This window comes from Microbacterium sp. STN6 (assembly GCF_026410545.1).
Classification (GTDB): Bacteria; Actinomycetota; Actinomycetes; order Actinomycetales; family Microbacteriaceae; genus Root112D2.
This window is the reverse complement of sequence record NZ_JAPMIT010000003.1, coordinates 580351-605164: the sequence shown is the minus strand read 5'-3', so window position 1 is coordinate 605164 and position 24814 is coordinate 580351. Positions and strand designations below refer to the sequence as shown.

24 protein-coding genes and 1 pseudogene are annotated in these 24814 nt (G+C 68.4%); 12 read left to right on the top strand and 13 right to left on the bottom strand.

Annotated features, from left to right (window positions below; all coding sequences use genetic code 11):
* Positions 1-3 precede the first annotated feature (3 nt).
* On the top strand, positions 4-672 hold the full coding sequence (locus tag OSC27_RS11960; protein WP_267181671.1) for a YczE/YyaS/YitT family protein: 669 nt from the start codon (positions 4-6) through the stop codon (positions 670-672).
* Positions 673-721: 49 nt separating this feature from the next.
* Here the strand turns inward: OSC27_RS11960 and OSC27_RS11955 are convergent.
* Positions 722-1480, bottom strand: a pseudogene (locus OSC27_RS11955) (helix-turn-helix domain-containing protein); the annotation flags it as partial.
* Positions 1481-1584: 104 nt separating this feature from the next.
* Between OSC27_RS11955 and OSC27_RS11950 the strand changes: the two are divergent.
* From OSC27_RS11950 to OSC27_RS11935, 4 genes are all read left to right on the top strand, one after another.
* Positions 1585-2466, top strand: a complete 882-nt coding sequence (locus OSC27_RS11950; RefSeq protein WP_267181670.1) for an aldo/keto reductase family oxidoreductase — start codon at positions 1585-1587, stop codon at positions 2464-2466.
* Positions 2467-2748: 282 nt separating this feature from the next.
* Positions 2749-3591, top strand: coding sequence for a DUF4097 family beta strand repeat-containing protein (locus OSC27_RS11945; RefSeq protein ID WP_267181669.1), 843 nt, complete (start codon positions 2749-2751; stop codon positions 3589-3591).
* Entirely contained in the window at positions 3588-4256 is a 669-nt protein-coding gene (locus OSC27_RS11940; protein ID WP_267181668.1) for a PadR family transcriptional regulator, read from the top strand. The genes OSC27_RS11945 and OSC27_RS11940 overlap by 4 nt, the downstream gene beginning before the upstream one ends.
* A gap of 96 nt (positions 4257-4352) precedes the next feature.
* Positions 4353-6449 carry an APC family permease gene (locus OSC27_RS11935; protein ID WP_267181667.1) on the top strand — a complete coding sequence of 699 codons (2097 nt, stop codon included), beginning with the start codon at positions 4353-4355 and terminating at the stop codon, positions 6447-6449.
* Positions 6450-6546: 97 nt separating this feature from the next.
* On the opposite strand, the gene OSC27_RS11930 is transcribed toward OSC27_RS11935, so the two are convergent.
* On the bottom strand, positions 6547-7254 hold the full coding sequence (locus OSC27_RS11930; RefSeq protein WP_267181666.1) for an MgtC/SapB family protein: 708 nt from the start codon (positions 7252-7254) through the stop codon (positions 6547-6549).
* Between the two features lie 65 nt (positions 7255-7319).
* On the opposite strand from OSC27_RS11930, the gene OSC27_RS11925 reads away from it, so the two are divergent.
* Positions 7320-8045 carry a GntR family transcriptional regulator gene (locus OSC27_RS11925; RefSeq protein ID WP_267181665.1) on the top strand — a complete coding sequence of 242 codons (726 nt, stop codon included), beginning with the start codon at positions 7320-7322 and terminating at the stop codon, positions 8043-8045.
* A gap of 28 nt (positions 8046-8073) precedes the next feature.
* Here the strand turns inward: OSC27_RS11925 and OSC27_RS11920 are convergent, their stop codons facing one another.
* Positions 8074-9087, bottom strand: coding sequence for an N-acetylglucosamine kinase (locus OSC27_RS11920; RefSeq protein WP_267181664.1), 1014 nt, complete (start codon positions 9085-9087; stop codon positions 8074-8076).
* A complete protein-coding gene (locus OSC27_RS11915; protein ID WP_267181663.1) occupies positions 9080-9907 on the bottom strand; it encodes a 6-phosphogluconolactonase in 828 nt (275 codons plus the stop codon). The genes OSC27_RS11920 and OSC27_RS11915 overlap by 8 nt, the downstream gene beginning before the upstream one ends.
* A gap of 236 nt (positions 9908-10143) precedes the next feature.
* Here OSC27_RS11915 and OSC27_RS11910 point away from each other — a divergent pair, with 236 nt between their 5' ends.
* From OSC27_RS11910 to OSC27_RS11895, 4 genes are read left to right on the top strand one after another with little or no spacing between them, the layout of a single operon-like run.
* Complete coding sequence (locus tag OSC27_RS11910; protein ID WP_267181662.1) at positions 10144-11511, top strand: extracellular solute-binding protein; 1368 nt, start codon at positions 10144-10146, stop codon at positions 11509-11511.
* A 6-nt stretch (positions 11512-11517) separates the two neighbouring features.
* Entirely contained in the window at positions 11518-12474 is a 957-nt protein-coding gene (locus OSC27_RS11905; protein WP_267181661.1) for a carbohydrate ABC transporter permease, read from the top strand.
* A complete protein-coding gene (locus OSC27_RS11900) occupies positions 12471-13292 on the top strand; it encodes a carbohydrate ABC transporter permease (protein ID WP_267181660.1) in 822 nt (273 codons plus the stop codon). Before OSC27_RS11905 ends, OSC27_RS11900 begins: the two co-directional genes overlap by 4 nt.
* Positions 13289-14284, top strand: a complete 996-nt coding sequence (locus tag OSC27_RS11895; RefSeq protein WP_267181659.1) for a glycerophosphodiester phosphodiesterase family protein — start codon at positions 13289-13291, stop codon at positions 14282-14284. The genes OSC27_RS11900 and OSC27_RS11895 overlap by 4 nt, the downstream gene beginning before the upstream one ends.
* A 108-nt stretch (positions 14285-14392) precedes the next feature.
* Here OSC27_RS11895 and OSC27_RS11890 read toward each other — a convergent pair whose 3' ends face one another.
* The gene (locus OSC27_RS11890) at positions 14393-15466 is read right to left on the bottom strand and encodes an NAD(P)-binding domain-containing protein (RefSeq protein ID WP_267181658.1); all 1074 of its coding nucleotides are present in this window, start codon (positions 15464-15466) and stop codon (positions 14393-14395) included.
* 147 nt (positions 15467-15613) lie between these two features.
* Here OSC27_RS11890 and OSC27_RS11885 point away from each other — a divergent pair, with 147 nt between their 5' ends.
* Positions 15614-15808, top strand: a complete 195-nt coding sequence (locus OSC27_RS11885; protein ID WP_267181657.1) for a DUF3073 domain-containing protein — start codon at positions 15614-15616, stop codon at positions 15806-15808.
* Here the strand turns inward: OSC27_RS11885 and OSC27_RS11880 are convergent, their stop codons facing one another.
* The 8 genes from OSC27_RS11880 to OSC27_RS11845 all read right to left on the bottom strand — a co-directional run bounded on the left by OSC27_RS11880 (position 15809) and on the right by OSC27_RS11845 (position 23487).
* Complete coding sequence (locus OSC27_RS11880; protein WP_267181656.1) at positions 15809-16456, bottom strand: response regulator transcription factor; 648 nt, start codon at positions 16454-16456, stop codon at positions 15809-15811.
* A gap of 2 nt (positions 16457-16458) precedes the next feature.
* Positions 16459-17664 (bottom strand): sensor histidine kinase, encoded by a 1206-nt coding sequence (locus OSC27_RS11875; protein WP_267181655.1) that lies wholly within the window; start codon positions 17662-17664, stop codon positions 16459-16461.
* A 31-nt stretch (positions 17665-17695) separates the two neighbouring features.
* The gene (locus OSC27_RS11870) at positions 17696-18439 is read right to left on the bottom strand and encodes an ABC transporter permease (RefSeq protein ID WP_267181654.1); all 744 of its coding nucleotides are present in this window, start codon (positions 18437-18439) and stop codon (positions 17696-17698) included.
* Positions 18436-19410 carry an ABC transporter ATP-binding protein gene (locus OSC27_RS11865; RefSeq protein WP_267181653.1) on the bottom strand — a complete coding sequence of 325 codons (975 nt, stop codon included), beginning with the start codon at positions 19408-19410 and terminating at the stop codon, positions 18436-18438. The genes OSC27_RS11870 and OSC27_RS11865 overlap by 4 nt, the downstream gene beginning before the upstream one ends.
* A 181-nt stretch (positions 19411-19591) precedes the next feature.
* Positions 19592-20701 (bottom strand): phosphoribosylformylglycinamidine cyclo-ligase, encoded by a 1110-nt coding sequence (gene purM / locus OSC27_RS11860; protein ID WP_267181652.1) that lies wholly within the window; start codon positions 20699-20701, stop codon positions 19592-19594.
* Between the two features lie 30 nt (positions 20702-20731).
* On the bottom strand, positions 20732-22291 hold the full coding sequence (gene purF / locus OSC27_RS11855) for an amidophosphoribosyltransferase (RefSeq protein WP_267181651.1): 1560 nt from the start codon (positions 22289-22291) through the stop codon (positions 20732-20734).
* Between the two features lie 12 nt (positions 22292-22303).
* Positions 22304-22696 carry a hypothetical protein gene (locus OSC27_RS11850; protein ID WP_267181650.1) on the bottom strand — a complete coding sequence of 131 codons (393 nt, stop codon included), beginning with the start codon at positions 22694-22696 and terminating at the stop codon, positions 22304-22306.
* A gap of 419 nt (positions 22697-23115) precedes the next feature.
* Positions 23116-23487, bottom strand: coding sequence for a sterol carrier family protein (locus OSC27_RS11845; protein ID WP_267181649.1), 372 nt, complete (start codon positions 23485-23487; stop codon positions 23116-23118).
* A gap of 52 nt (positions 23488-23539) precedes the next feature.
* Here OSC27_RS11845 and purD point away from each other — a divergent pair, with 52 nt between their 5' ends.
* Positions 23540-24790, top strand: a complete 1251-nt coding sequence (purD, locus tag OSC27_RS11840) for a phosphoribosylamine--glycine ligase (protein ID WP_267181648.1) — start codon at positions 23540-23542, stop codon at positions 24788-24790.
* Positions 24791-24814 lie beyond the last annotated feature (24 nt).

The following is a 24814-nucleotide window of genomic DNA, read 5'->3' as shown; positions in this document are numbered from 1 at the left end:
CCCGTGAGATTTCGATTCGGCCGGCGCCTGCTGCAGTTGCTCCTCGGGCTCTTTCTCTACGGCATCGCGATCAGCGCCATGGTGCAGGCCGCCGTGGGCCTTGATCCGTGGGATGTGCTGACGCAGGGCCTTGCGCTGCACACCGGCATCGCGTTCGGGCTGATGACGAACATCATCGGACTCGCGGTGCTGCTGCTCTGGATCCCGTTGCGTCAGCGGCCCGGCCTCGGCACGATCCTCAACGCCCTTCTCATCGGGCCGAGCGCCCAGTTGGGCCTCGCGGTGATTCCGGCTCCCGACGCGCTGTGGCTGCGCATCCTGCTGTTCGCCGGCGGGCTTCTGCTGCTCGGCCTCGCAACGGGCCTCTACATTGGCCCCCAGCTCGGGCCAGGCCCCCGCGACGGCCTGATGACGGGGCTGCACCAGCGCACCGGCCGACCCATCTGGATGGTGCGCACCGCGATCGAGCTGACGGTGCTCGCCATCGGCTGGGCGCTTGGCGGGAACGTCGGCTTCGGCACACTCGCGTTCGCGTTGCTCATCGGCCCGCTGTGCCACTGGAGCCTGCCGCTGTTCGCTCTGCGCCTCCCGGCTCAGGAGGCGGGCACTCCCGGCGCCCCGTTGCCCGAGGCTCGCGAGGGCCGGAGGCGTCGAGCGAACCCAGCAGCGTGAGCAGCCCGGCCGTCTCCGATCCCGGTTCGGCGTGATAGATGACGAGCAGCAGGCCGTCGGTGCCACCGATCCCGAGCTTCTCGCGTCGCAGCGTCAGATCGCCGACTTCGGGATGCCGCAGCCGCGTCGCTCCCCCCGCGCGAAGCTGAACGTCATGCCGCGCCCACAGCCGCCGGAAGGGCTCGCTGGCCAGAGAGAGCTCGCCGACGAGCTGCACGAATCGCGGGTCGCTCGTGTCGGCGCCGACGAGCGCGCGAAAGCCGGCAACGATCCCCGCGGCGGCGTGATCCCAGTCCACGTAGAGAGCCTTCTCGCGCTCGTCGAGGAAGAAGTCGCGCAGCCGGTTGCCGCCCACCGCGAAGTTCGGCGAGAGCGCCAGCGCGAGCGAGTTCGACGCAAGCACGTCGAGGTAGCGCCCCTCGACGAACGCAGGCTGCTGCAGCACGTCAAGCAGTTGACGGATGCCGGTGGGCACGACTTCGCGCGAGCGCCTCGGCGCCGTCCTCGGCTGCTCCTGCGCGAGGCTGATGAGATAGCGGGTGGCGAGGGCGTCGAGCTGCAGCACCTGGGCGAGGGCGTCGAGCACCTGAACCGACGGATGCCGGTCCCGCCCCTGCTCAAGACGCAGGTAGTAGTCGGAACTGATGCCGGCAAGCATCGCCACCTCTTCTCGACGCAGGCCGGCGACGCGACGGATCCCGTTCACGCGGATCCCGACATCCTGAGGCTGAACGAGGGCGCGTCGTGCCGTGAGGTACTCGCCGAGCGCACTCGTGCCCGCCCCGCCTCTTCCGATCGCTGCCGCCATGTCACCAACGCTAGCCCCACTCGCGGCGGCGGTCACTGGCCCTGCCGCCCCCAGGAACGCGGGGGCTCTCGCTGAGGGCGGCGGGTGCGGGCAGAGTCGGTGGCATGACATCGACCACGACATCCCACACTCTCGCCGGCGGCACCCTCACGCTCGCCGACGACCTCACCGTCACACGCATCGGCTACGGTGCAATGCAGCTCGCCGGGCCGGGCGTGTTCGGCCCGCCCGCCGACCGTGACGCGGCCATCGCCGTGCTGCGACGCGTCGTCGAGCTCGGCATCACGCACATCGACACGTCGGACTTCTACGGCCCGTACGTCACGAACGAGATCATCCGCGAAGCGCTGCATCCGTACCGCGCATCGCTGCACATCGTCACCAAGGTCGGCTCGCTTCGCGATTCAGAGGGCGGATGGCCGCATGCCCGTTCGCCGCAGCAACTTCGTGCGGCCGTACACGACAACCTCACCCGCCTCGGTCTCGACGCGCTCGACCTCGTCAACCTGCGCGTCGGCGGCATCGACCGGGCAGAGCCCGGCTCGATCGAGGAGCCGTTCACGGCGCTGGTCGAACTGCAGCAGGAGGGCCTGATCAGGCACCTCGGCGTGAGCAACGTCACCGCCGAGCAGGTCGCCGAGGCGCAGTCCATCGCGCCGATCGTGTCGGTGCAGAACTCCTACAACATCGCCAATCGCGAGGACGATGACCTCATCGACGCGCTCGCAGAGCAGGGCATCGCGTACGTGCCGTACTTCCCGCTCGGCGGCTTCACGCCGCTGCAGTCCCAGACGCTGAACCAGGTGGCGGCGCGGCTCGGGGCGACGCCGATCTCCGTCGCGTTGGCGTGGCTGCTGCAGAGGTCGCCGAACATCCTGCTCATTCCGGGCACGTCATCGGTGGCGCACCTGGAGCAGAACGTCGCCGGCGCCGGGCTCGAGCTGCCCGCTGACGCCCTCGCCGAGCTGAACGGGATCGCCGCCTGATCAACCCGCATCTGCCGAACGCGCAACACCATCTCGAAACCAGCGGGTTGAGGAAGTGCGCAGCACTGTCTCGAAACCCAACAGCGGGCTTCGAGACGCCACTTCGCGGCTCCTCAACCCGCATCTGCCGAACGCGCAACACCATCTCGAAGCCCGCTTGCGTTTCACCGGAACGCGATATATCGTGTCTTTCGGCAGGTCGAGATATATCGCGACCTGCCGCCACAGACAACACCGCCAAACGGGCAGCCGAGCAACCGCCCCCAACCGAAGGAACAGAGCATGCCGCAGGAGAAATGGCTGGTTCAGCCCGGCGAGACGAAGGTGATCGACATCGATCTCGTTCGCCGGCTCAAGGTGGGCCTCATTGGCGGCCAGGTCGACATCATCGGCCACGACGAGCCCGGCGCCCGCATCGAGGTGCACTCCGTGACCGGCAAAGACCTCAAGATCTCGCTCGAGGGCGACAGCCTCGAGATCGACCATCCGCAGCTGCGCTGGGACAACTTCGTCGACGTGTTCCGCAGCTGGCGAGGCTACGCCCGCGCCGACGTCAGCGTGCTGGTGCCGCGCGACGTGGCCCTCAAGTTCGGCGTCGTCACGGCCAACGCGCTCATCTCCGGCCTCGCCAGCGACGCCCGCCTCAGCACCGTCTCGGGCGAACTCGTGGTCGACGGGCTCGCCGGCGACCTCGAACTCAACGGGGTCAGCGGCGAGATCTCGGTGCAGGGCCACACCGGCCGCGTCAGCGCGCACACGGTGTCTGGCGACGTGACGGCCAGCGGCGCGATCACCCGCGCGAACGTCGACAGCATCTCGGGCAACGTGTTCCTCGACATCACCGGCACCCCTGGCGAGGTCGCCACCAACACCGTCTCAGGCGACCTGACTCTGCGCCTCACGGGCGGCGCCGGCTGCCGATACACGCTCAACACGGTGTCGGGTCGGCTACAGCTCGACGGCGTGCTCCTCGGCTCGATGCGCGGCAAGGGCTACACCGGCACCACCGGCTCCCTCAACGGGTCATGGGTCGACATTCGCGCCAACTCGGTCTCCGGCAGTGTCTCGGTCATCAACGTTCCGCAGCCCGCACCCGCCGGCGCCGGCTCCGAGGCGCGAGCGTGACCCCCGTCTTCGCGCACGGAAACCTCCGCCTCTACCTGCTCAGCCTGCTCGCCGAATCCCCCCGCCACGGCTATGAGCTCATCCAAGCGCTGAGCGAGCGCTTCGGCGGCACGTACAGCCCGAGCGCCGGCACCATCTATCCGCGCCTCGCGAAGCTCGAAGAGGAGGGCCTGGTCACCAAGGCCAAAGCGGGTCGCAAGTCGGTATACGAGATAACGGATGCCGGCAGAGCCGAACTCGCAGACCGCGAAGACGAGCTCGACGCCATCGAAGACGAGGTCACCGATTCGGTGCGTCGCCTCGCCGACGAGGTGCGGGCCGGCGTCAACGAGGCCATGAAGAGCCTGCGGGCGGAGCTCGCCTCCGCAGCACGTGACGCCAAGCGCGACGCGAAGCGAGGAGACCGGCCAGGCTCTGCGGGCTTTGAGTCCGGCTCCGGCCCCACGACAGGCCCACGTGCAGGCGGCGACCCCCGCACCGCGTCCCGCCTGGCGCTGCACGAGGCCGACCTGCTGCTGAACGAGTTCCGTCAGCAGGTGCGAAGCGACCTGCGCGAGCAGGCCGCGCGGGCCGAGCTGCCCGCCTCGGTCGTCTCCCAGCTGCGGCACCAGCTCGCGCAGGTGCGCGCCGACGTGCTCGGCACGATCGCCGGCCTCGGCCACTGACGCCGATGGCGGCGCCGGAGCGCCGCGCATCCGCTGTCTGAATGCCTCCTTCGAGGGGATTTGACGGCGACCGGTTGCGGTGTAGTGTCGTCCCTCGTGACAAATGAGGGGAAGGACCCCGCAACAGAGGTACGGTCGCCGAAACGGTGGCTGATCGGAGAACCGCTCGCGAGCGAGAAGCTCGAGGGGCAGCTTCTGCCGAAGCACCTTGCTCTGCCGATCTTCGCGAGCGACGCGCTCTCGTCTGTGGCGTACGCGCCGCAGGAGCTCATGATGATCCTGCTGGTCGGCGGCGTCTCGTTCCTCACCCTCTCGCCGTGGGTCGCTGTCGCGGTCATCGTGCTGCTGCTCACCGTGGTCGCCTCGTACCGGCAGCTCGTGAAGGCATACCCCTCCGGTGGCGGCGACTACGAGGTCGCGCACAAGAACCTCGGCGAGAAGGCCGGGCTCATCGTGGCCTCCGCGCTGCTCGTCGACTACGTCATGACCGTGGCCGTGTCGGTGGCGAGCGGCGTCGACAACATCATCTCGGCGCTGCCCGTGCTCAGCGGCGTCCGCGTCGAGCTCGCCGTCGGCTTCGTGGTGCTGATCGCCGGGGCCAACCTGCGCGGGGTGCGCGAGGCGAGCAAGGCATTCGCCATCCCGACCTATGTCTTCATCGGCAGCATCGTGTTCATGATCGGTACGGCGCTCGTGCGCACCGCTTTCGGGGACGCGCCGGTGGCCGAATCGGCGCAGTACCTCGTGCACTCGGAAGGGCTCACGCAGGCAGCCATGGTGCTGCTGCTGCTTCGCGCCTTTTCCAGCGGATGCTCCGCCCTCACGGGCGTCGAAGCCGTCGCCAATGGCGTGCCGGCCTTCCGCACCCCCAAGGTGAAGAACGCCCGACGCACGCTGCTTCTCATGGGTGGCATCGCCGTCACGCTCTTCGCCGGGCTGATGGCGACGGCGCTGATCGCGCAGGTGCACTACGCGGAGCACCCGTGCGACCTGGTCGGCTGGACCCAATGCGCGACCCAGCCGCAGCGCAGCCTCATCGCCCAGCTGGCGTCGGCGACGTTCGGCGACAACACGGTTCTGTTCTTCATCGTGCAGGCGGCGACCGCGATCGTGCTGCTACTCGCGGCCAATACCGCCTTCAACGGGTTCCCCCTGCTCGGCTCGGTTCTCGCGAAGGACTCGTACGCGCCCAAGGCGCTGTCGACGCGCGGCGACCGGCTGGTGTTCTCGAACGGGGTGATCGCGCTGGCGCTGGCCGCGATCATCCTTCTCGTCATCTACCGGGCGAACCTGACGAACCTCATTCAGCTCTACATCATCGGCGTGTTCGTCTCGTTCACTCTCGGGCAGTCCGGCATGGTGCGGCACTGGGTGCGACTGCTGAAGGGTGGAGCGAGCGACCGGGTGGGCATCATCCGCAGCCTATGTATCAACGCCTTCGGCGCGATGCTCACCTTCAGCGTGCTCGTCGTCGTGACGATCACCAAGTTCACGCACGGCGCGTGGCTCGTGTTCATCATGATGCCGATCCTGTTCACGCTCATGCTGGGGGTCAACCGCTACTACCGCGACGTCGAGAAGGAGGTCGAGGTCGATCCCACGACGAAGTTCGGCAGCCGCGGCGACCACGCGATCGTGCTTGTCGGCAAGATGCAGAAGCCTGCCCTGAAGGCGCTCGACTACGCGATCGCCGCCCGGCACGACAGCATCGAGGCCGTCAACATCGAGATCGACGAAGAGAGCAGCAGCCGGCTTCAGGAGCAGTGGAAGGAGATGAACATCCATGTGCCGCTGACGCTCATCGAGTCTCCGTACCGCGACCTGGGCGTGCCGCTGGCCAAGTACATCAAGCAGCGCCGAGAGAAGCACGGCGCCGAGGTCGTCACCGTCTACCTGCCGCAGTACATCGTGGGGCACTGGTGGGAGTCTCTGCTGCACAACCACCGCGCCAGGCGGGTGGCGAGGCAGGTCATGCTCGTGCACGGCGTGACCGTGGCGCTTGTGCCGTGGCTGCTCGACTCGTCAGAGCTCATCTACGGGCGCCGCTCACGCCCCCTGCCCGGGCAGGATCGCCGCGGCGAGCCGGTGCGCCCGAAGCGACCGGTCGCGCGCAAGCCGCTGCAGCCGGCGTCGGCCGCGCCCCCGGCCCCTGCCCCTGCGACGGCCCCGGCCCCGCGCAAGCGCCGCAAGTAGGTCGCGGCGCCGTCGAGATCGGGTGTTCACGACGAGATGGTGCGGTGGAACACCGCGCCTCGTCGCGAACAGCCGATCTCGACGTCGCCGACAACGGTCAGTCGTCGTCCGAGTGAGCGAGCCGCACGCTCGTGACACCCTTGAGGGCAGAGAGCTGCTCGACGAGGTCGCGGAGCGGCGCACGGCCGGTGAACTTCAGCCTCGCTTCAATACGGTCGCTCTTGCCGGCTCCCTCGAGCATGCGCGTCTGCGTCAACGCCACCTCGAAGCCGAGTTCGCTTGCCTTCATGAGCACCGCGCGCAGCACTCCCCTGCCATCCTTGTAGCGCAGAACGCACACCTCGTCACGACCGCGAGCGTTGACCATTCGCCCGATCGGCGTCAGCGCACTCACAGTGACCACGTAGAGTGCCGTGCCTCCGACCGCGAGAACGGGAAGGCCGGCGCCGCAGGCCATGCCGATACCCGCCGTGACCCAGATCGACGCCGCTGTCGTAAGCCCGTTCACCACGTTCTGCCGCACGAAGATGACGCCAGCGCCGAGAAAGCCGATGCCGGAAACCACCTGCGCCGCGATGCGCGAGGGATCGAGAACGACCTCGGAGCCGAGAACGGGCGCGAATCCGTACGTCGAGACGAGCGTGAAGATCGCCGCGCCGATGCCAACCAGGGTGTGAGTACGCAGCCCCGCGCTCTTCAGGCGCCTCTGCCGCTCCAGGCCGATGATGGCGGAGAGCACGAACGACACAACGAGCAGCAACAGCTGCGTCGGGGTCGATGGCGGGAACAGGTCGATCGTCGGCATCAGCTCGTGCCTCCACCCGCCGTTACTGAGGCCAGCAGCGACCGGCCTGACGGTAATCTGACTCCATGAGCTCCGGTGGATCGCCTGCGGCCGCGAATGCGTACCGTGAGCTGCTTGCCCGGCTCGGCGCCGGAGAGTTCAAGCCGGGGTCTCGGCTGCCGGGCGAACGCGCCCTCGCGGCGTCCCTCGGCATCAGCAGGGTCACCCTGCGGCAGAGCCTGAACGATCTGGCCGCCGAGGGATGGGTGGTGCCCTCGTACAAGCGTGGCTGGTACGTGCGCCAGAACGTCGTGGGTGAGCCGCCCAACACTCTCCTGAGCTTCAGCGAGATGGCCGCCGCGCGAGGGCTCGCGGTGACGTCGCACATGCTCAGCTTCGGCACGCGCCCGGTGCAGTTCGATGAGGCGAACTCCCTTCAGCTGCCGACGAATGCGAACGTCGTGGAGTTCACGCGCGTGCGCTTTCTCGACGGTGTGCCCGTGTGTCACGACCGCACGGTCATCGCAGTGACCCGTGCGCCGGGCATCGAGCACGCCGATCTCGAGAACCGCTCGCTGTACGAGTACCTGCGGCAGGAGTGCGGTGTAGAAATCCTGCGCAGCTCGTACAGCGTGCACGCCGCCCTCATGGGGGTGCAGCTGGCCGCACTCCTGCAGTCGGAGCCGAGCGATCCGACGCTGATCGCCGAAGAATTGACCTTCGACACCTCCGGCGCCCCGATCCTGAGGGCAACGCTGAGCTACCGGGCCGACGCCTACCGGTTCCAGGCCAACCTGGTTCGGCAGCCCTGAACGCACGGCAAGCGCCCACCGGCATCCGTCAGACACGGAACACGTCTCGGTCCACGGGCGCCGCCGGCAGCGTTGCCCGCATCGCGACGGCAGCGCTCGCCGGGTCAGCTCCGGCTTCGGCGAGGGCATCCAGGGCGGCTCCGCAGACCTCGGGAAGATCGCTCGTCACGATGGGAGACGCGCAGAAATCGTTCGCGAGCAATTCCCGCAACCGCCCTGCCACCGGGGATCCCGGTGCACGCAGAACCGAGCCGCCGAGCACGATGGGCATGCGGTCGCCCGCCTCGACGCCGACACGGGCCGCCGTGGCGCGCGCGTATCGGGCGAGCAACTCGGCCTGTTCACCGACGATTCGCATCGCCACCTCGTCGCCCGCCGTCGCGGCGTCGGTGACGAGCCTGGCGCATCGTGCGAGCGTGGCATTGACCGGCGGATGTTCGCGGCCGGTCAGCATGTGCACGATCTCCTCGATCGTGGCCACCCCGAAGAAACCGGTGTATGCCGAGACCAGCACGGTCGGCTCTGCCACGCCCATCTCTGCGAGGGCAGCGGCCTGGTAGCCGGCGATTCCGAGCCCCTTGGCCGCGAGCTGGTGAGGGCCTCGCATGCCGAGGCAGAACTCGCGGCCGTCGGCCGACCGCACCGCGAAGGCTCCGCCCGTGCCCGCGGTGATGGCGAGCCCGACGCCCTCGGGATAGCCGAGACGGATGCCGGCGAAACCGTCGTTGAGCAACGAGAAGCTGGCCAGGCCCGGCCAGTCGTGTTCGATCACGCGCCGCCAGTGCCGTTCGTCTTCTGGCCAGTCGATACCGGCGAGGCGGAACGCGACGTGCGAGACCGAGCCCTCGAGATCCGCGCCGCCGATGGCCGCCTCGACAGCCAGCCTCACCTGTCGTTCGGACTCGCCTGGTGCCGCCTCTGCGTAGATGTCGCCGGAGCCGGCACTGCCCCAGGCCACGACGCTGCCGTCGCGCTCGACGAGCAGGGCGTGGGTCTTGGTGTTGCCCGCATCCACGCCGAGCACCAGGCCGCCTTCAGCCATTGATCACGCTCCCCGCACCCGCCCGAGCAGCGCCGGGGTACGCCGCCTCATCGACGAAGATGTCGTAATCCTTGCACTCGAAGACGATGGTGGCGGGCCACGTCGGGTCATAGCCATCGGCCTCGAGCAGTCGCGCGACCGCCGGGCGCTTGCCCTCGCCCACCGCGAGCATGACGGCGCGACGGCTGAACCGGGATATCGTGTCGATCCCCACCGTGATGCCGAACCTCGGCACATCCTCAAGGCGAGCAAAGTGGGGATGGAAGGTCTGCATGTTGTCTCGTCGTGTCTCGCGGGAGAGCGTGACGACGCGCGTTCTGCTGTCTCGCGATGAGCCGGGAGGATTGAAGGCGACATGACCGTCGCTTGCTCCGGTCGCCAGAATGAAGAAGTCGATCCCACCGCTCTGCTCGATCGCCTCGTCGTAGGCCGCTGGGTCTTCGGGATCGGGGAACCACAGGTTGCTCTCGGGGATGGATGACCGCTCCGCTGCTGCATTCAGGGCCGCGAGGATCTCGTCTCGAGCGAATCGCTCGCACGAATAGGGCAGCCGAGCGGAAACCCGGCGCGGCGACCCCTCATCATCCGTGACGACGTAATCGTCCATCATGACGAGCTTCAACCTGCCCAGGTCGAGATCCGGATGAGCTGCGATCCGCGCCGCGAGGGCCGTGTACGTGCTGCGCGGAGTCCTCCCGCTCGGTGCGCCGAGAAGGTAGTCGCGACCGTCGCGGACGGCGGCGGCGAGTCCGCTGACGATCTCATCGGCCACCGCGCCTCCCAGCGCATCGGCGTCGGCGAACACGTGTGGAGCATCCATGGCCCATCCGTTCCTGCAAGGCGGCGAGCGCTCAGACTCACTGCATCTGGTCTATATGGTCGCGTCGAGGTAGCGGCCTTGAGGATTATGGTGCCCAAAATCCTGCGTTGCGAAGAATCTATACCAGATAGACCAGATTATGAAGTATGCTCTGCGCTAGGTTCACTTGAATCACTCCTGCTCTCACACGACGAGGTGTGGCCAAGGCCTCACCCTTCTTGAAAGGTCTTAGGGATATGAAGAGACGACACACGCGGTGGATGCCCGTCGTGGCGGTCGCGGCGGCAGCTGCGCTCGCGCTCGCGGGCTGCGCGCCGGGCTCCGGCGGGAACCAGGCGGACAAGGGGTCGACCGGAAAGGTGCAGACCGATGTCTCCTCGCTCGGCAAGGTGACCCTGACGGTCTGGGACCAGGAGACGACCCCCGGAATCAGCGACTCGCTCGACGAGCTCAACAAGGAGTTCCACCAGAAGTACTCGAACGTCAAGATCGATCGCGTCGTGCGCTCCGGCAGCGACCTTCGCACCACCCTGAAGCTCGCCCTGAGCTCCAAGAACCCGCCCGACGTGATTCAGGCGAATCAGGGATACGCCGACATGGCCGCGTACGTCAAGGCAGGCCTGCTCACTGACCTCGGCCCTTACGAGGATGCGTACGGCTGGGCCAAGCGTTTCCCCTCCAGCCAGCTCGCGCTCGACTCGGTGAGCAAGGACGGCTCGTCCATCGGCGGCGGCAACCTGTACGGCGTCTCCATCACGGGTGAGATGGTCGGCGTGTTCTACAACAAGAGCGTGCTCGACAAGCTCGGCCTCTCGGTTCCGAAGAGCATGGACGAGTTCGAGGCGCAGCTGCCGAAGATCAAGAACGCCGGCATGCTTCCGATTTCCTTCGGCGATCAGGACAAGTCGCCGGCGATTCACCTGCTGAGCATCCCCCTCATCCCGGCGCTCGGTCAGCAGAAGGCCGCCGATCTCGTCTTCCACCGCTCCGGCTCCTTCACCTCGCAGCCCGCAACGCAGGCCGCGCAGACGCTGGCGGACTGGGCCAGCAAGGGTTATGTGACGCCCGGGTTCAACGGCATCAACTCCAACTCCGCCGCGACCACGTTCGGCCAGGGTGGCAGCGCATACTTCCTCGGCGGCGTCTGGAACCAGAACGCCATTCAGGAGGCCGGCGCGGGCGAGACCGGAGCCGGATTCACGGTTCTGCCGCAGAAGAACGGCGACCCGCTGGTAGCCATGGGCGGCATCGGCATGGGCTGGGCGATCCCCAGCGGCTCCAAGCAGAAGGATGCGGCTGCCGCCTACATCGACTTCATCTCGAGCAGCAAGGGCATGGACGTGCTGCAGAAGAACAGCCAGCTGCCGGCGGTGCCCTCGGGCAATGTCACGCCCAAGGAGGGAACCCTCACGGCCGACGTGGTGAAGACGTGGTCGGATCTGACGAAGGCGAACGGGCTCGTGCCATACATCGACTGGTCGACGCCCACCTTCTATGACACGATCGTGCAGTACGTGCAGTCTCTCATGGGTGGTCAGGAAGATGTCAGCACCTTCACTTCAGCACTGCAGAAGGACTACGCCGGCTTCTCCGGAGGCAAATGATTGTCGATGACGACGCATAAACCCGCCAACGCCTCCCCGACGGTGGCGCGTGAGAGTCACGAGGGCGGTGCCGCGAGCGCGCGGCACCGCCCTCGGCGCACCCAGGCACGCGCCTACCTGTACATCGCACCGGCGTTCGCCGTGGTCGCCGCGTTCGTGCTGTACCCGCTCGGTCAGTCCGTGTGGATTTCTCTCTTCCAGTGGGACGGCCTGAGCGTCGCGACCTGGACGGGCCTCGGCAACTACGCCAAAGCCCTCACTGACCCGACCCTGCTGCAATCGTTCTGGCACTCAGCGATCCTCGTTTTCTTCTTCGCCGTGCTGCCGAGCGTGCTCGCCCTGTTCCTGGCGGCGGTGCTGCAACGAGGGGCGAGGATGCGCGGCATCGGCATCTTCCAGACCCTCATCTTTCTTCCCCAGGTGATCGCGGCAGTCGTCATCGGCGTGATCTGGGTCTCCATCTATGCGCCGGGCGGCCTCGTCAACACCATCCTTCGCGGCCTCGGGCTCGGCGCGCTCACCCACACGTGGCTCGGCGAGTTCGCCACCGCACTGCCGGCAGTCGGGCTCATCGGCACCTGGATGGAGATCGGGCTGTGCCTGGTCCTGTTCCTCACGGGAATCTCGCAGATCCCCGGCGAGCTGTACGACGCGGCGCGCACCGACGGTGCCGGCGCCATCCGCGAATTCTTCGCTGTCACCCTGCCGGGACTGCGCGGGCCGATCTCCATCGCCCTCACCCTCACCGTGATCGCGGCGCTCAAGACCTTCGACATCGTGTTCGTCACCACGGGCGGTGGCCCGGGAACCAGTACGACTGTGCCCGCCTTCCAGGTGTACAACCTGGCGTTCAATCAGGGACAGGTCGGGATGGCGACGACGATCGGCATCATCCTGACCATCCTCGTGCTGATCCTCACCGTCCTCATCCGCCGCATCGCCCCGAAGGACGACGAGCAATGATCACGCGCCGCGAGGCAATCCTCAACTACGTCATCCTGGGCTTCTTCGCGCTGCTCTCCCTGACGCCGATCGTCGGCGTGGTGCTCACGGCGCTGACCCCGACCGATCAGGCTTCGGCGACGTTCACGATTCCGTCGCGCCTCGACTTCGGGAACTTCGTCACCGCGTGGAACCAGGGGCACTTCTCGCAGTACATGCTCTCGAGCATCATCGTGACGCTGACCACGGTTGCGATCGCATCGGTGCTGTCGATCCTCGCCGGGTTCGCCTTCGCCCGCATGCGTTTCGCGGGCAGTCAGGTGCTCTTCTACCTTCTGATCATCGGCCTCTTCGTGCCGCTCGAGACCTACATCATCCCGCTCTACTACGAGATGCGCGGCATCGAACTGACGGATACGTACGCGGCGCTCATTCTGCCGCAGATCGCCCAGAGCGTCGCCTTCGGCGTGTTCTGGATGCGAACGTTCTTCGCCGCCGTACCGAATGGGCTGATCGAGGCGGCACGCCTCGACGGCGCCCGCGAATCAACGCTCCTGTGGCGCATCCTGGTGCCGACCGCGCGCCCCGCGATCATCACGATGGTCATGCTGACGTTCATGTGGACCTGGAACGACTTCCTTCTCTCCCTCGTCATGATCACCAGCGAGCAGTTCCGCACAGCGCCTCTCGCCCTCAGCTTCTTCCAGAGCCAGTTCGTCACGCAGTATGCGCTGCTGTCGGCCGCCGCGACCATCGTCGCGTTGCCGCTCATCATCCTGTACGCGTTCCTGCAGCGGTACTTCATTCGTGGCATGCTCGCGGGGGCCATCAAGGAATGAGGATCATCGGCCATCGCGGCGCGAGCGGCTATCGGCCGGAGCACACCGCTCAGGCGTATCGTCTCGCGTTCTCGCTCGGAGCGGATGCGGTGGAACCCGACCTCGTCGCCTCCCGTGACGGCGTGCTCGTGATCCGGCACGAGAACGAGCTTTCCGGCACGACGGATGTTGCGCAGCATCCCGAGTTCGAAACGCGCCGCACGACGAAGACCATTGACGGGGCACGCGTGAGCGGCTGGTTCACCGAGGACTTCACGTGGGACGAGTTGTGCACCCTGCGAGCGCGGGAGCGGCGGCCGGAAATTCGGCCAGAGAACGCCGTCTTCGACGATCGGTTCCCTCTGCTGTGCCTTCCGCAGCTCTTCACTCTCGTCGACGAGCTGAATGCGGAACACGGCGGTCACGACGGGATCGTGGCCGAGTTGAAGCACCCGGCATACTTCGAGTCGATCGGCCTTCCGCTCGCCGAACTGTATGCCAGAGACGTCGCGAACGCCGGCTGGTCGGCACGAGGTGATCAGCTGGCGACGGAGACCGTCGATGTCGATGTGCTGCGCGAGGTTCGTGAGCGCGGTGTGCCCGGGCCGCTCGTGCTGTTGTTCGAGGAGGACGAGAGCGGCGACGGTGCGGGCCCGGACGCGGCCGCGCGGCCGACGGAATTGAACGCGCTCCGCGGGCAGGTGGATGCGATCAGCGTGCACAAGTCGGTGCTGCTCGCGAGCGGCGATGGCACAACCGTTTCAGACCGCTCCGGCGGCACGGCCGGCACCGCTTGCGCGGCCCCGCTGGTCGTGGAGGCCCGCGACGCGGGCCTCCAGGTCTACTGCTGGACTCTTCGTCCCGAGAACCGCTACCTGAGCGAACGCTACCGGCGCGGCACCGACCCCGCACGCTTCGGGGCGTGGCGCGAGGAGTGGCGGCAGATCGCTGGGCTCGGCGTCGACGCGGTGTTCGCCGACCATCCGGACCTCGCCCGTTCCGTGCTGAGATAGCGTGTTCGCGACGAGACATGCCGGTGGAACACGCGAGTTCGTCGCGAACAGTCGATCTCGGCGCGTAAACGCGACTCGCGCCTGACTGCGCCGACCACCCGCAGGCCGTCAGAGCTGCGCCATGATCTGGCGAGCGATCATGCGCCCGGCCCGGTTCGCCCCGATCGTGCTCGCCTGCGGCCCGTAGCCCGCGAGGAAGATGCGCGGGTCGTGCCAGGCCGCGCCCGACTGCACCGTGAGCCCGCCCTCCTTCTCGCGCAGCTTCAGCGGCGCGAGGTGCCGGAGCTCTGGCCGGAAGCCGGTGGCCCAGATGATCGCGTCGGCGGCGAAGAACGTGCCGTCATCGAAGCGGACGCCATCCGCTTCGATGCTCGTGAACATGGGGCGCTCGACGAGGATGCCGCGCTCGATGCCAGCCACGTTGCGGCGGGTGCGGGGAACACCCGTGCCGCTCACGATGCTGGGCAGGGCGAGGCCCGCCCTCGCCGCCGCGTCCTGCATTGCCACCGCCGCGACGCCGCCCTCCAGCGTCAGCTCGGGCTCGTCACGGAAGTCGACCGGCCGCCGCGTTGCCCACACGATCTCGGCAGCGCTCTGCTCCAGCTCGAGCAGGAACCCGATGGCCGACGTGCCACCACCGACCACCACGACGCGCTGCCCCGCGAATTCCTCTGCCGAGACGTAGCCGCTCGTGTGCACATGGCGGCCGCGGAACTCGCGCATCCCGGGGTAATAGGGGATGAACGGCGACCCCCAGGTTCCGGTGGCATTGACGAGGATGCGCGTGGCCGTCTCGCCTTCGCTGTGCGCCACGACGAGGTCGGCCCCGCGATTGAACACCGAGGCCACCTCGACGGGCCGGTGCACCTCGAGACCGTAGTGCTGCTCATAGCGCCGGTAGTACTCGGCCACGACCTCCTTCGCCGGGCGGGCGTGGTCGGCGGTCTCGAAGCTGATGCCGAGCTCGGCCATGCCGGGCAGATCGTGGACCCTGTGGGCACTGCCGAGCTTCAGTGCGTTCCAGCGAAACTGCCACGCCCCGCCCGTGCTCGGGCCGCGGTCGTAAACGATGAAATCGGCGCCGGGCGTGAGCTCGAACCGCCTCAGATAATAGGCGACCGCGAGGCCAGCCTGACCGGCGCCGACGACGACCACCTGGGTGCTCATCGCGTTCGAAGCCACACCTGATTCCATCCTGCTCGGCTGCATGGACGCACAGGGGCCGCCCGGGCCCCACATGCTAAACTAGCGGTTAGTCTTCTTTAGTTCCTGTTCGGAATGCCGGGCCGCTCATCGCCAGCCCGGCCTGGCATCGTGAGGGGGTCACGCATGGGGCGCGGCCGTCAGAAAGCAAAGCACACCAAGATCGCGCGTGAGCTGAAGTCTTACAGCCCTGACGTCAACTACGACGCTCTTGAGCGCGAACTGACGGGGCACGCCCACAGCGACGACCAGTATGCACAGTGGGCGGAGTACGAAGCCGAGGCCGGCGACGAGTACACGCCCCACGACAAGCGGGCGTAGCTACAGCCAGCCCTGCTGCGCGGCGATCGCCGCGGCATCCGATCTGTTGCGTGCTCCGGTCTTGCCGATCGCGCTCGACAGGTGGTTGCGCACCGTTCCCTCCGAGAGGTGCAGCCGCGCCGCGATCTGCGTGACGGTACCGCCCTCCTGCGCCGCGATCTGCGTGACGGTACCGCCCTCCTGCGCCACCCTCAACACCTCGGTCTCGCGCTGCGTGAGCGGTGACGTGCCCGACGCGAGCGACTCCGCGGCAAGCGCCGGGTCGACCACGCGCAGCCCCGACGCGACCCGCCGCACGGCGTCGGCGAGCTGGCCGGCCGGCGTGTCCTTCACGACGAACCCGCTCGCCCCCGCCTCCATGGCACGGCGCAGGTAGCCCGGGCGCCCGAAGGTGGTCACAATCAGAGACCTGCACGACGGATGCCGCAGGCTCAACTCACGCGCCACGCTGAGCCCGTCCAGCCCCGGCATCTCCACGTCGAGCAGCGCCACGTCGGCATGCGTCGCCTCGACCGCGGCCAGCACCTCGTCGCCGCGCCCCACCTGCGCCACGACCTCGAGATCGCTCTCGAGATCGAGCAGTGCGGCGAGCGCCCCGCGCACGAGCGCCTGGTCGTCGGCGAGCAACAGCCGGATCGTCTCCCCCACGTCTATGCCCCTCTCGCGGTGACGAGCACGCCGCCGTCTTCACTCGGTGTCACGGTCAATATGGCGCCGGCCTTCTTCGCGCGCACCGCGAGACCGCGAAGACCGCTGCCGACGACGCCATCGCCCGGCGCGCCACGGCCGGCACGCTCATCGTCGCCCGCCTCGCCGGCCGCCTCCTCGCAGGCAACACCGCCGGCGAAGCGCTCGCCCCCTCGCCCGTCGTCGCCGATCACGATGGCCCGCGGCTCGAGAGCGATCCAGCAGTTCTTCGCACCCGAGTGCCGGATGACGTTCGTGACGCTCTCCCGCAGCACCCACGCGAACAGCTCGCGCAGCTCTGCCGAGACGGCATCCGTGTGCGTGGGCAGGTGGGGCACGATGTCCGCTGCCGTCAGGGCCGCCTGCGCCGCCGCGAGCTCGGTGGGCAGGCTCATCTCGCGGTAACCCGCGACGGCGGATCTCAGGTCGGCGAGAGCGGCCCGCGTCATCCGCTCGATGTCTTCGAGTTCGCCCTCGGCCCGCGCCGGGTCAAGCGAGACCAGCCGCCTCGCGAGCTCCGACTTGACCGTGACGACCGTGAGCGAGTGCCCAAGCACATCGTGCATGTCGCGCGAGAACCGGGCCCGCTCATCGACCACCGCGAGGCGCGCGATCTCGCTCTGCGCGGCTTTGAGCTTGTAGATGGCCTGGATCTGCTGCGAGAACGCGTACATCATGACGCCGATCGAGGCGGTGACGGCCGCCGAATACCAGTTCTCGGCCAGGTCGCCCTGCACCCAGACCACGAGCATCTGCAGACCGACCACGAACACGAGGGAGCCGACCGTGAGGCCCCGCGGCTGCCAGCTCATGCTGGCCATGATCGGCACGTACACCCACAGCCAGACCGCGTCATCGCCCATGAGCGGGAACGCGAGGCACGTGAACGCCATGAACGCGGCGAGCGCGACGAGCGCGAACCGCCAGCCCTGCCCCCAGAGCAACGGCGGCAGGAAGAAGTAGACGACGCCGATGGCCGCGAGCAGGGCCGTTGTAAGCACCGCGACGCCGACTGACGTCGAGTTCGCCCACACGATTCCGATGGGGATGGCCAGGTAGACGAGCCCCCAGACGGAGCCGAGGTACCACTTGCGCGCGCCCTCGTTACGCATGCGCTGCGGGATGCGGCGCATCCGCTTGCCGAGTGTTCGCGAGGCCGGTGCTGTCACGTAGTCAAGGTTATGGGCACCGGGCCCACGCTCAGCTGCGCGCGGCATCCCGGCGATACCGCCAGATGATGAACGCGCCGAAGGCGACCGCCCAGGCCACGAGCACGATGGCTGGCGTCAGCCAGTCGCCGTCGAGCCGCGCGCCCATCTGCCCAAGCCGGTTGAGCCAGTACGACGGCACGACCTGCGCGACGTTCGAGACCCACTGCGGGAAGATCTGCAACGGCACCCACAGGCCGCCGAGCAGCGACAGGCCCATGAAGCAGACCATGAAGAGCGGCTGCGCGTATTCGGGCTTCGCGAACTGGCCGATGAGAATGCCGATGAGGGCGAACGGAATCACCCCAAGCCAGATGCCGACGATGGCCGCCGCCCACGCCCCGACGGTGAGGTGCGGGTGGAACGAGAGCACCGAGACGGCCACGACCACGAGGATCGAGAAGATCGCCAGCGCCATGGCCGTCACCACCTTGGAAATGAGGTAGCCGGTGCCCGAGAGCGGCGTGATGCGCAGCTGGCGGTTCCAGCCGATCGAGCGTTCCGTGACGATGTTGAACGACTGCGACAGCGCCGCGATCATGGCGCCGTACGCGGCCATCTGCAGCGTCGTGACGACGATCCAGGGAAGGTGAGTGGTCTGGTCGATCTGACCCGAGCCTCCGAACGAGCCGCCGAACGCGAAGAGCATGACGAGCGGTACCGCGAGCGAGAAGATCAGCAGGCGCGCGTTCTTCAGCTGCCGGAATGATTCGAGGCGAATATAGGCGATGCTCATGCGCGGACTCCGTTCGCGGGGGTGGTGGCGGGGGTGGCGTTGCTGGTTCTGCTGCTCGTGGTGCTGCTCGTGCTCTTCGAGGTGAGCGCGAGGAACGCGTCGTCCATGGTGTGGGCGGTGACCTCGATGTCGTGCGCGTCGTCGTACGCGACGAGCAGGCTGCGCAGCGTGGCATCCGAGTCGTCGGTGACGATCGTGGCCTGGCTGCCGCGGGCCTCGACGGAGCGCACTCCGGGCATGTTCTCGAGCGCGGCGGCGAGGGCCGCATCCCACGTTCGATCGAATGTGACACGGATGCGGCGGCCGGAGACGACCGCCTTCACCTCGGCCGGGGTGCCGTCTGCGACGACGCGGCCGGCGGCGAGCATCACGATGCGGTCGGCGTAGGTGTCGGCCTCGTCGAGGTAGTGCGTGGCGAAGACGACGGTGCGGCCGGCGGCGGTGAACTCCTGCATGGACTGCCAGAAGAGGCGGCGCGCCTCCACATCCATGGCGGCGGTGGGCTCGTCGAGAATGAGCAGGTCTGGGTTCGAGACGACGGCCACGGCGAAGCGCGCCCGCTGCATCTGGCCGCCCGACAGCTTCGACACCTTCTGCTTGGCGATCTCGGTGCAGCGAGCGCGTTCCAGCGCCTCGGCAACGCTGAGCGGATGCCGGTGCACGCTCGCGACGAGGGCGACCGACTGGGCCACCGTCATCGTGGGCATCAGCGCGCCGCCCTGCAGCATGGCGCCGACGCGGCCCTCAACGATGGCTGTTCGCGGGTCGTCGCCGAAGAGGCTTGCGGTTCCGGTCGTGGGGTTGGCGAGCCCGAGCGCCAGGTCGATGGTGGTTGACTTGCCGGCGCCGTTGGGGCCGAGCAGGGCGACGACCTCTCCGGGGGCGATTGTCAGGTCGACACCGTCGACGGCCGTTAGCGAGCCGAACCTTTTGCTCAGGTTCTTCAGTTGGATGGCAGGGTTCTCATTCACGCTCCCAGTCTCGCGGCGCGGCCGAACCCGTTCTCAGGGCGAGTGTCCTGACTTGGCCGTGACATTCGTCACGTGCCTGACGCGGCGCCGCGCGTGCACGCCCGTTTCAATGTGCCGGAGTTATGCGCAACGCGGCCGGCAGCTGCCGCTGGGGACAGCAGCGAGCGAGGGAAAGCGCGCGTCAGTCGCGGTAGGAGCCCACGAGGCGCACCGCGCCGCCATCCACTCCCTTGGCGCCCTGTTCGAAGCCGTCGAGGTCGCGCGCTGCCGTCGAGACGGTGCCGGCCTGCCAGGCGGGAACCCCGGATGAGGCCAGCTGGGCGGTGACATCGGCTGCGGCATCCGCTGAGATGACGGCGAAGAACCCCACGCCCAGATTCCAGGTGCCCTCGGCGCTCTCGAGGCTCGTGCCGGCAAGCTCGCCGAGCGTGCGGAACACCGGCGACGGCGACCACGTGGAGCGGTCGACCTCGACCCAGGAGCCGCGGGGCAGCACGCGCGCGAGGTTGGCCGCGATGCCGCCGCCCGTCACGTGACTGAGCGCGTGAACGGATGCGCCCAGCCGGGCGTCGCCCAGAAGGTCAAGCAGCGGCCGCGTATACAGCCGGGTCGGCTCGAGCAGCGCATCGCCGACGACGCCGCCGAACTCGGCGATCGTGTCGGTGAACGCGATGCCACGCGCCGCGAGAATGTGCCGCACGAGCGAGAAGCCGTTGGAGTGCAACCCGGAGGATTCGAGGGCGAGCACCACGTCGCCGTCGCGCACACGGTCGGCGCCGAGCACCGCGTCGGCCTCGACCACGCCGACGGCGGCGCCGGCGACGTCGTAGTCGTCGACGCCGAGAAGCCCAGGATGCTCGGCGGTCTCGCCCCCGACGAGCGCCGTTCCCGTGGCCGCGCACGCCCGGGCGATGCCCTCGACGATGGCGGCGATGCGCTCGGGCACGACCTTGCCGCACGCGATGTAGTCGGTCATGAAGAGGGGGCGCGCGCCGAGAACGACGATGTCGTCGACGACCATGCCGACGAGGTCCTGCCCGATGGTGTCGTGACGGTCGAGCGCCTGGGCGATGGCCACCTTGGTGCCGACGCCATCCGTCGACGTGGCGAGAAGCGGGGCGTCGAACTCCTTCAGCGCACGCGCGTCGAAGAGGCCGGCGAAACCGCCGACGCCGCCGAGAACCTCGGGGCCGTGCGTGCGCGACACGGCGGCCTTCATGAGCTCGACGGCGAGGTCACCCGCCGCCGTGTCGACGCCTGCTTCGCGGTAGGAGGAGGTGGATTCGCTCACGGCTCAAGCGTAGCGGGCGGCGAACGCCCGCTACTCCTGGCGGGCGGGGTCGCCGAGCAGCAGCGGCTCGAGCTCGGCGTCTGGCCCGGGTTCGCAGCCATCGGCGCGGGCGACGCCACGCGCATCCGCTGAAGGGTTCTCGAGAAGGTTCTTGCCGATGAGGTGGGCGTCTGGCAGCGGGATCGGGTACTTGCCGGTGAAGCACGCCGTGCACAGTTCGGAGCGCGGCTGCTCGGTGGCGGCAATCATGCCGTCTTCCGAGAGGTAGCCGAGCGAGTCTGCGCCGATGGACTGGCGCACCTCATCGACGCCGAGCCCGGTCGCGATGAGCTCGGCGCGGGAGGCAAAGTCGATGCCGTAGAAGCACGGCCAGGTGATGGGCGGGCTCGAGATGCGCACGTGCACCTCGGCGGCGCCGGCCTCGCGCAGCATCGCGACGAGGGCGCGCTGTGTGTTGCCGCGCACGATGGAGTCGTCGACCACGATGAGCCGCTTGCCCTTGATGACCTCGCGCAGGGGGTTGAGCTTGAGCTTGATGCCGCGCTGGCGGATGGTCTGCGAGGGCTGAATGAAGGTGCGGCCGACGTACGAGTTCTTCACGAGCCCCTGGCCGAAGGGGATGCCGCTCTCCTGCGCGTAGCCGATGGCGGCGGGCGTTCCGGATTCAGGGGTGGGGATCACGAGATCGGCCTCGACCGCGTGTTCGCGGGCCAGGCGGCGCCCCATCTCGACGCGCGCCTCGTGCACGCCGCGACCGTTGATGGTCGTGTCGGGCCGCGCCAGATACACGTACTCGAACACGCAGCCGGCTCGCTTGGTCTCGGCGAAGCGGGTCGAGCGCAGCCCGTTCTCGTCAATGGTGATGAGCTCACCCGGCTCGACCTCGCGAACGAAGGATGCGCCCACGATGTCGAGTGCCGCCGTCTCGCTTGCGACAACCCAGCCGCGCTCCAGCCGGCCGAGCACGAGCGGGCGCACTCCCTGCGGGTCACGTGCCGCGTACAGCGTGGTCTCGTCCATGAACACGAGGCAGTACGCGCCGCGCAGCCGCGGCAGCACCTCGAGTGCGGTCGCCTCGAGCGTGTGGTCGAGGTCGCCGCGGAACAGCGCCGTGACAACCGCCGTGTCTGTCGTGTTGCCGCGACCCAGCTCGCCGTCGATCTCGGGGTAGCGCTCTCGCACGAGGTTCAGCAGTTCGAGGGTGTTCGTCAGGTTGCCGTTGTGGCCGAGTGCCACCGTACCGGCCGAGGTGCGGCCGAGGGTGGGCTGCGCATTCTGCCAGCTCGACGCCCCGGTGGTGGAGTAGCGCGTGTGACCGACCGCGATGTGGCCGGTCAGCGTGTTCAGCGCACTCTCGTTGAATACCTGGGAGACGAGCCCCATGTCTTTGTAGATGAGGATCTTCGAGCCGTCGCTCGTTGCGATACCCGCCGATTCCTGCCCGCGGTGCTGCAGCGCGTACAGCCCGAAGTAGCTGAGCTTGGCCACCTCTTCACCGGGAGCCCACACGCCGAAGACGCCGCAGGCATCCTGCGGGCCCTTCTCCCCTGGCAGAAGCTCGTGACTGAGAAGACCGTCGCCACCGGCCAAACCGGTTCCCCTTTAACTCTCGGAACTGCCTGTATTCGTGTCGGGCTTCTCTATGACGCCCGCATCGCTCGTGTGAGCGAGAGAATCGGATGCCGCGTCGGGCGCCGTCTCATCGTGGGTGCTGCGCGCGTCAAGTCTATCCGCGGCGACCGTGCGCGCCGACCGGGCGGCGGATCGGTCGAGGGCGAGCGCGACGAGACCGCCGAGAGTCACGCCGAGCACGATGCCGACCAGCAGCAGGTAGCCGAACACCTGCGACGGGTTGTAGTTGCCCTGCCTCGGCAGCCCATAGGCGAGCACGAAGGCCACGATGGCGAAGATCACGACGCCGACGATCATGAAGCGCCCGTACCGGGGCGAGCGCCGCACGGTCACCTCGGCGCGCGAGGTCGTCTCGTTCTGCATGGCACCATTGTCTCGCATCAAGCTGGGCGCTCACGGTGCCAAGCTGGACGCCCACGCCGCCGCCCTGGCCGCCCACGCCGCCACCCTGGCCGCCCGCGCCGCCATCCTGGGTACCGGCGGCGGCGCCCTGGGCGCTCACGGCGCCACTGCACTGGGGGAATCCGGGTCGCGCCTGCAGTATTTCAGGAGGAATCTAGCGGCGCGCCGTTCGCTGACGTGCGTCGCACGGCGTGTCGGCCCATTACTCCTGATGAACGACATGTGGGTGGAGAACGACATGTGGGTGCAGAAAGACATGTGGGTGCAGAAAGACATGTGGGTGCAGAAAGACATGTGGGTGCAGAAAGACATGTGGGTGCAGAAACACGGGCAGCGGGAGCCCAGCCGGACACACGCTTCGCGCTATCCGACCTACGAACCTACGAATGGATGCGCAGCACCGGCAGGTGCGCGCTCAGGTCGGCGCGCTGGCCGGAGGCGTGCACGGCACCGCTCGCCACCGCCTCGGCCCACGTGAGGCCTCCCGTGGCGAGGGCGAGCCAGGTGGCGGCATCCGTCTCGATCACGTTCGGCGGCGTTCCCCTCGTGTGCCGGGGACCGGCAATGCACTGGGTGGCCCCGAACGGCGGCACCCGCACCTCGACGGTGTTGCCCTGCGCCTGCTCGGCGAGCAGCTGCAGCAGGTAGCGCACCGCCATCGCGAGGGTGTCGCGGGGCGGCGGTTCGGTGGCGGCGACGGCAGAGTGCACGGCGTGCTCGCCCGCGGCATCCGCTATTCGTGCTCGTGCCATGCCTCGATTCTGCCAGCGCGCCCGCCACGGCGCGCCCTCTAGGCTTGTGGGCGTGAAGATTCTGGTCCTCGGTTCCGGTGCCCGCGAACACGCCATCATCACGTCCCTGCTCAGTGAGCGGGCCGGTCACGAGATCACGGCCGCGCCGGGCAACGCGGGCATCGCGGCTGACGTGCCGACCGTCGCGCTCGACGCGAACGACCCCGAGGTGGTGGCCGGCTACGCCCTCGATCACGACATCGAACTCGTGGTCATCGGGCCAGAGGCGCCGCTCGTCGCGGGGGTGGCCGACGCGGTGCGCACGCGCGGCATTCCCACTTTCGGGCCGGGGCAGCAGGCGGCGCAGCTCGAGGGGTCCAAGGCGTTCGCGAAACGAATCATGGATGCCGCAGGCGTGCCAACCGGTCGCGCCGTGCAGGCCACCTCGCTGCTTGAGGCGGAGCAGGCGCTCGACGCGTTCGGCGCGCCGTACGTGGTCAAGGCCGACGGGCTGGCCGCGGGCAAGGGCGTGCTGGTGACGCACGACCGCGAGGCCGCCGTCGCCCACGCGTCTCGCTGGCTGACGCAGGGCGGCGTGCTCGTCGAGGAGTTCCTTGAAGGCAAGGAGGTCTCGCTGTTCTTCCTCAGCGACGGCCACACGGTGCTGCCGCTCACCCCGGCGCAGGACTACAAGCGGCTCGGCGACGGCGACACCGGCCCGAACACGGGAGGCATGGGGGCGTACTCGCCGCTGCCGTGGCTGGCCGAGGACGCCGTCGACGAGATCACCGCGACGGTGGCAGAGCCGACCGTGCGCCAGCTCGCCGAGGAGCAGACGCCGTTCATCGGCCTGCTCTACTGCGGCCTCATCGTGACGCCGAAGGGCATTCGCGTCATCGAGTTCAACGCGCGCTTCGGCGACCCGGAGACGCAGGTCGTGCTGCCCAGGCTCGCGACGCCGCTGTCTGCTCTGCTGTTCGCGGCGGCGACGGGGGCGCTTGCCGGGGTGCCGCGCCCCGAATTCCGAGCGGATGCCGCGGTGACGCTCGTGCTCGCCAGCGAGGGCTACCCCGAGGCCCCCGTCACCGGCCGCCCACTCACCGGGCTCGACGCCGCCGCGGCGGTGGAGGGAGCGCACGTGCTGCACGCCGCGACGGGGGCGGATGCGGCATCCGGTGCGCTTATCGCTACCGGCGGCCGGGTGCTGAGCGTCGTGGCGCTGGGCGACTCGTTCGGCGAGGCGCGCTCACGGGCGTACGAGGCGATGGGTCGCATCGGCCTGGAGGGCGGCCAGTACCGAACCGACATCGCCGCCCGCGTCTAACGCGAGTCGACGAGCCCGTACTGC